Source organism: Pedobacter sp. 01T416_2 (assembly GCF_056398925.1).
Genome location: NZ_JBFTQI010000288.1, coordinates 1 through 6743, shown reverse-complemented (window position 1 = coordinate 6743; position 6743 = coordinate 1). Strand labels below are relative to the sequence as shown.

Genomic DNA, 6743 nt, shown 5'->3' with positions numbered 1-6743 from the left:
AAAGTACCCAAAGCGCTTCGTCAATCCATCAAGGCAGCTCAGCACAATCCAAGCACATCAAAAAAACAGCGGCACTTCGTTTTGTGTTCAATTTTCGTAACATTTTGAAGCAGCATTTATGAACACAAAACCACTGCGTTTAAGGTTTGGTAGTGCTATTTTTTCTTTTGTGCAACTGTTTTTTTGATTTCTCCGCCACTTGGAATTGACGACGTTCTTCGGTAAAACCTATGGTTTATTAACGTAAGCTAGCAAAGCGCCTAACCCAGGTTCGATAAAACAGGAACCGGCACGATTCCCGAAATTGTTCAGGATGAGTAAAGCAGATGGCAGGGCTTCGTAACCGATTGATCCAGCGCCCTGATTTTCTAAATGTTTTAGAAGTGAACATAGTGGTTGATAAATTTTTCATCATGTGTTTATGAATGCTGCGCAGATTTATCTAAGTTTGTTTCCAATGTCATTGCCACTAACAAACCATACCTTAGAGAAATTAGAAACCCTGCTTTTTGCTATGGGCTATAAGGTTCGTTATGAGAAAGGAAACTTTAAAACGGGTTCTTGCCTGCTCGAGCACAATAAGGTTGTTGTGGTAAACAAATTTTCAAATCTGGAAGGAAAAATTGCTGCATTGGTAACTTTGGTTAAGCAAACCAATACAGACGAAAACCTGCTAGAAGAAAAACAGCGCCAATTCTACCTATCCTTACAGCAAACCGAATTATTTTAATGAAGATACAACTCCAGCATTACAATTATAGAAAGGAAAGTTTAAGCAGATGAAGGTTACTTTTTTAGGTACTGGTACATCACAAGGCGTTCCTGTAATTGCTTGTAATTGCGAAGTTTGTTTATCTGCTGATAAAAGAGATAACCGCTTACGGACTTCGATATTAATTGAAACAGCTGATAAAACCATCGTGGTAGATAGTGGGCCTGATTTCCGTTACCAGCTTTTACGCGAAAAGGTAAAAGATCTTGATGCGGTATTGTTTACCCACGAACACAAAGACCACATTGCCGGTTTGGATGATATCAGGCCATTTAATTATCTGCTACACAAGGTAATTGATGTTTATGCGACAGACAGGGTTCAAACGGCTTTAAAAAGAGAGTTCTATTACATTTTTGCCGAGACTAAATACCATGGTTTGCCACAGATTAATCTGCACAGCGTAACCAATGGCGAAGATTTTAAAATTGGAGAAAGCAAAATTATTCCGTTTGAAGTGATGCACCATTTGTTGCCCATTACCGGGTATCGGATTGGAGATTTTACTTATATCACCGATGCCAAAACCATATCAGAACCAAGTTTTGAGAAAATAAAGGGTTCAAAAATATTGGTGCTTAATGCTTTGCAAAAAGAACCGCATATTTCTCATTTTACTTTAGGCGAGGCCATCGCCTTTGCGGAAAGGGTAGGTGCAGAAACCACTTATCTTACACACATCAGTCATAATCTGGGTAAACATGCTGATGTGGAAAAAGACTTGCCAGTTCATATCAGACTGGCGTATGATGGCTTAAAAATAGAAATTTAAACACTTTTTAAAATCTAAAATTAAATTATATTTGCAGCACAAACCCAGGTGGCGAAATTGGTAGACGCACCAGCTTGAGGGGCTGGCGCCCGTACGGGTGTGGGAGTTCGAATCTCCTCTTGGGTACATAGTGTAAAACTTAAAGCCTTAACATGTTTATTGTTGAGGCTTTGTTGTTTTTATGATATCTTTTGATACCAATGAAATCAGTGTAGCCAATTTTTTTGTTTTATTATTGATGAGCTCGTTTTATCTGAGTACCTACGGCCATTTTTAAGTTTATCACTATTCATTTTTCTGGTCGCTATCTGTTTGCTCCTACATTGGCATATTTTGCATCATATTTAGCTAAAATAACAGAGGATTTACTTTTGATTTTTTATCATATTTGCCGAAGCCATGGAAGAAAGAAGCTGGGTTGGATTATTGTAGAAAAGGACAAGTAAACCATTTTAAATATGAAATCATCATGATTTTCAAAATCACACCGTAATGATTAAACCGAGCTTGCGAGTTCTTAAACTTAAAAAGCGAAATAAAACACTAGTGAAAAATCATGACTGCTTCATCGCAAAAGAAACACAATATTTAAACAAATGAAAAAATATCTATTGCTCTTATTAATTGCCATTTCATCAACAGGTTTAATGGCACAAAAAAACACCGATGTTCCTTTCCAATTACAGGGAACGGTTAATCTACCCAGTTACGATTCGGCCAATCGGGCGATTTATTTTACCTTTTATAAAAATGGAAAAGAGGTTTTAGATAGTGCAATAATCAAAAACAATAAATTCAGTTTTAAAGACGTAGCCGATATAGATATTAAAGCTTCTTTACAATTTACTAAGCCAAATACTTCACCAAATGCAGCAGCCGATCCTAATTCGTTGAGTCTGTATCTTTCTAAAGGGTTGGTAAATGTTAGTGCAAAAGGCTATTTGCGTAAATCCATCATAAGTGGATCTGTGGTAAATAATGATTACATGATCTTTAAAAAACCATATTTGAAGTTAGATACATCATTACGTTTGCTTGGTTGGAAAAAAAGACGGGTAAAAGCCGAAGATACCGTTCGCGGGAAAAATGTTGATGCGGAGATAGATAGTGTGAAAAACCTGAAACTTGCGCAATTGTCGGAATTTTTATCTAAAAATATAGCCAAACCTTATGCTGCCGAGGCGTTGTTAATGTATGTAAGCACTGATGGTTCTGCTTTCGATGCCAATAAAGCAAAACAATTTTTTGATCGACTGCCAGCCAAACAAAAAAACGCCGCGCTGGGTAAAGAGATCACAACTGCCTTAGCTAAGTTAGCAGAGAAGCAAGTAACTATTAATGTGTTAACAAATGTCGATTTTTATGATGGTTATGCACAAAAGGTAACTCAGCCGGTGGCTAAAGGTATAACACGCATCAGTAATGCCGAGTACTTGCGTCAGCTTAGTGCAGCCGAAATAGATAAAATTGGTAAAACATTAAAAATAAAGGTTAGTATAAAATCAGGCTGCGATAATTATGATAGAATTGGCCACCTAACCTTGGTTGTTATGCCAAAAGGTKAACAATTTAATTTAGAAAAAGGTGAGCAATTTGAACTTTTAAGAATCATGACACCGTTTATGTACCGTACCCGTCAACCAGACCATATTCCTTACGAAGCACAAATAGACCAAATGGTTAGTACGATAAAACAGGGCGGAAAGGATGTTTATTTATTGACCGAGGTATTTGGTACAACTGGTGCCGGCCAGCGTGAGGTAATCGGTTGCGATGGCTCGTTACTAACTTTTAATGTGTCTGTAGATCTAATCAGCGATAAAATGAAGGATTTGCCTGCACAAAAAGGAATTTCATTATTAAGTTATTATAGTTTAGATGGTAAAGATAAAGCTGCTGGTAAAAACAGCAAACAAGTAAGCTTCGAATTAGCGAACGACACTAAAACGACAACTCTTTATGTCATTTCATCAGGACATGGAGCAGCCGAAGGTGGAGAAGAATACAATTGGAGAGAACATGTAGTAGATTTAGACGGTAAAGAATATACCCGATTAGAAATGAGCCAAAATTGTGCACCGTTTGAGATGTATAACACTCAACCTAATGGTATTTATTTCGGTGATATTAGCAAAGAACGTCGTTCATGGTGCCCAGGTGGCCCGGTACCTACACGTATTATTAACCTCGGTCCTTTGGCGAAAGGAAAGCATACTTTAAAAATATCTATCCCCGAGGCCGAATTTGAAAAAACAGATAGTAAGTATTATGTATCGGCCTATTTGATAACGCAATAAACTGATCTCAAACTAGAATATAAAGCCTTTTCCATAGCAGTGGAAAAGGCTTTTTCTGTAGATAAAGTTCCTCTTTGATAAATGATGAAGCCTGCCCTATAATTTAGAGTTGTTGCAATGCTAGTTTTACAGTATCCTTGTTGGGCTTTGAAACCGGAATTTTTTCTCCAGATGTTAAGAGTAGAATCCCACCGTCTTCTTTTAACCAGCTTTTTACATATTTTGGATTTACTAAATGGCTTTGGTGCGTTCTTAAAAAACCGCTGGGGCGCAGTAAATCTGCATATTCTTTAAGTGATTTAGAAACCAGTATTTTTTCATCACTCGAAAGGAAGAAGTGAGTATAAGTATTGTCTGCCTCGCAACGTATAATTTCTGATAACGTAACATACCTGATTTCGCTTTGCATCTGTAGGGCAATTTTGCTCACATTTGTTTCTGGCTTTTTTAGTTGTTGCAATAAAAAATCGAGCTGTAGATTTTGTATTGGCGTTGTCAATTTATATTCGGCCTTACTTACCGCATTTATCAATTCTTCAATATCAATGGGTTTTAACAGATAATCTAAGGCTGCAAATTTTACAGCCTGTATACCATACTGATCGTAAGCAGTAACAAAAATAACTTCAAAATTACGTGCTGRGAGTAGTTTTAGTACCTCAAAACCTGTTTCATCGCCCATTTGAATATCCAGAAACACTAAATGGGGTACATGTTTTTCAATAGCAACAACGGCATCACTTACATTTTGCGCTGTAGCCATTATGGTTACCTGCGGACAGTGCTTTTCTAGCAATGCCTGCAGGTTTTCTAAATTTGAAATTTCGTCGTCTATTAAAATTGCCCTCATCATACTATAGCCAATCGGTTAGTGTTAAGCTTATTTCAGTGCCGTTGGTGGTTGATTGTATAGCTAAAGTAAAGCGATTTTCTTTATAAATGCTATTTAAGAGTTTTATTCTACTGTCGCTTAATTGAAGACCCAAACCACTGTTCTTTTTTTCTGTGTTAAACCCATTTCCATTATCGTTAACCGTTAGCAACAAACTATTCGCTTGCTTAGTAAATGCGATCATTATTTTTCCATCTGTGCCTTTTTTCGATATACCGTGCTTCACCGCATTTTCTACAAAAGGTTGTAGCAGCATACTGGGTATTTCTATGTTCTCTAAATCTAAGTTTTCGGTGTAGCTAATTTCGTATTTAAAGCCGAACCGCAATTGCTCCATTTGGAGGTAATCGTCTAGTAGTGTTTTTTCCTGTGATAAACTAATCAGTTCTTTATCATCTAGCACATTACGGGTTAATCGGGCAAATTTAGAAAGGTATTTATTGGCATTGTCTATTTCGTTTTTGTTCATTAAATTTTGAATGCCAGATAGCGCATTAAACAGAAAATGAGGGTTTAATTGAGAGCGGACAGACTCCAACTTAAGCTGAGCAAATTCTTTTTCTTTTAATTGCTGTGCAAGTTTTTTCTTGTTCCTTTTTTTAACAAAATAAAGCACTACTAAAAAAAAAAGTCCCTACACCTAATGTTGATACCCCTCCTAAAATTATGAGGTCTTTTTTAGTAAAACTCTCTTCCGCTAATGTAACGGATATAGTCTGTCTAATTATATATTTTTCTGGCCCCTCTGCTGCCCCCCATCGAATAGAAGGCCGAATGATAATCTCATATTCACCAGATTTTGGGAAAACATATTCTTCAATATCTATATAAGGAAAATCTTCTTCTGAATCAAACAAGTCGTATTTCCATGCTGTTGAATTGTAAATAATCTCATTTGTTCGCTTATCTTTTATAACGATAGCATAAATGTTATCGATAACTGATTTATCTTTTGTAACTCTCAATCCAAAATCATGTTTAGAGAAATTAACTTTTGTAATTTCATTTGAGTTATTCTTGATTGGGATTTTATCGCCGGAATATAAACGATGAGAAAAAGATAAAATTTTCGGTCTTGGGATTTCCTTTGAATAATATATATTTTTATAAATATCCGAAGGATTTTCAATGTTGTAAATCAATGTTGTTATGCTTTTACCTTTTATGGGGAAAACGCCTAACGTTACTATACTTCCACTAAATTGGCCATTTGTATAATCTATGATATCACCAAACTGCTTATTAACTACAATGGGCTTTTCATCTTGCAAGATTGTATAGCGATATTTTTGTGCGTTTTTTTTCTCTTTAATTCTTAACTCAATGCTGAGTTTATTTACACCAGGTATATAATTAAATGAAGTATTAAACTCCCCATGTACCTTGTTGTTAAAATAAATTTCTTTAGCGCCGCTATTAACGTTCATCCATTGATTGTTGCCGCTTTCATAAATATGATCGAAATCAATACCCGTTTGCGCATGTACTGTGTTTAGCGCCAAAATAAAATTGAGGAATAGAAAAATAATTTTTTTCATAATGTTAAGTTTTAATTTTCATCAAACTTGTCGCAATAATAGCAAAACTAAAAGCATAAAACAGGAAAGGCAGTATATAAAATAGTAGAGGTGTTGTTTTGTGCAGTATTTGAATTTGGAGAAAGAGGGTAGGTAAGGGAAGAAGTAGTTTTTCGTCAATTTGACAAAGAACTTGTCATCCTGAGCCTGTCGAAGGATTCTTTCAAACAATTTGAGAAGTTTCGATAAGCTGTCATTCCGAGATTCCTAAAATCGGCGTCATCTCCTTTGGTTTATCAAACTGATTTTTCTTCTTGCAATAGTATTACAAGAAGAAAGCTTGGTAAGCGTTTAAATAAAAGGCAGGGTGAATTTCCGTCATCTCTAGTTTACAGAACTTATGGTCGTATTAGTCCCTTTAAATAAAAGGCAGGGTGAATTTCCGTCATCTCTAGTTTACAGAACTTATGGTCGTATTAGTCCCTGCCTTTTA

Annotated in this window: 6 protein-coding genes and 1 tRNA gene; 4 read left to right on the top strand and 3 right to left on the bottom strand. The window is 35.9% G+C overall.

Translation table 11 applies throughout. The features are described from left to right. The first annotated feature begins 457 nt into the window (after nucleotides 1-457). From AC1DPQ_RS13550 to AC1DPQ_RS13535, 4 genes are all read left to right on the top strand, one after another. The gene (locus tag AC1DPQ_RS13550; RefSeq protein ID WP_057933024.1) at nucleotides 458-730 is read left to right on the top strand and encodes a hypothetical protein; all 273 of its coding nucleotides are present in this window, start codon (nucleotides 458-460) and stop codon (nucleotides 728-730) included. A gap of 49 nt (nucleotides 731-779) precedes the next feature. Continuing rightward, nucleotides 780-1544 (top strand): MBL fold metallo-hydrolase, encoded by a 765-nt coding sequence (locus AC1DPQ_RS13545; RefSeq protein WP_477609731.1) that lies wholly within the window; start codon nucleotides 780-782, stop codon nucleotides 1542-1544. A 42-nt stretch (nucleotides 1545-1586) separates the two neighbouring features. After that, nucleotides 1587-1670: transfer RNA gene (locus AC1DPQ_RS13540), tRNA-Leu, on the top strand. A gap of 470 nt (nucleotides 1671-2140) precedes the next feature. Beyond that, complete coding sequence (locus AC1DPQ_RS13535) at nucleotides 2141-3841, top strand: peptide-N-glycosidase F-related protein (RefSeq protein WP_477609729.1); 1701 nt, start codon at nucleotides 2141-2143, stop codon at nucleotides 3839-3841. A gap of 103 nt (nucleotides 3842-3944) precedes the next feature. On the opposite strand, the gene AC1DPQ_RS13530 is transcribed toward AC1DPQ_RS13535, so the two are convergent. The 3 genes from AC1DPQ_RS13530 to AC1DPQ_RS13520 are packed head-to-tail and all read right to left on the bottom strand — an operon-like array spanning nucleotide 3945 to nucleotide 6271. Continuing rightward, nucleotides 3945-4694 (bottom strand): LytR/AlgR family response regulator transcription factor, encoded by a 750-nt coding sequence (locus AC1DPQ_RS13530; protein ID WP_477609727.1) that lies wholly within the window; start codon nucleotides 4692-4694, stop codon nucleotides 3945-3947. A 1-nt stretch (nucleotide 4695) separates the two neighbouring features. Beyond that, a complete protein-coding gene (locus tag AC1DPQ_RS13525) occupies nucleotides 4696-5349 on the bottom strand; it encodes a sensor histidine kinase (protein ID WP_477585383.1) in 654 nt (217 codons plus the stop codon). Beyond that, nucleotides 5333-6271: a hypothetical protein gene (locus AC1DPQ_RS13520; protein WP_477585381.1), complete on the bottom strand. Its 939-nt coding sequence runs from the start codon at nucleotides 6269-6271 to the stop codon at nucleotides 5333-5335. The genes AC1DPQ_RS13525 and AC1DPQ_RS13520 overlap by 17 nt, the downstream gene beginning before the upstream one ends. Between the last annotated feature and the right edge of the window lie 472 nt (nucleotides 6272-6743).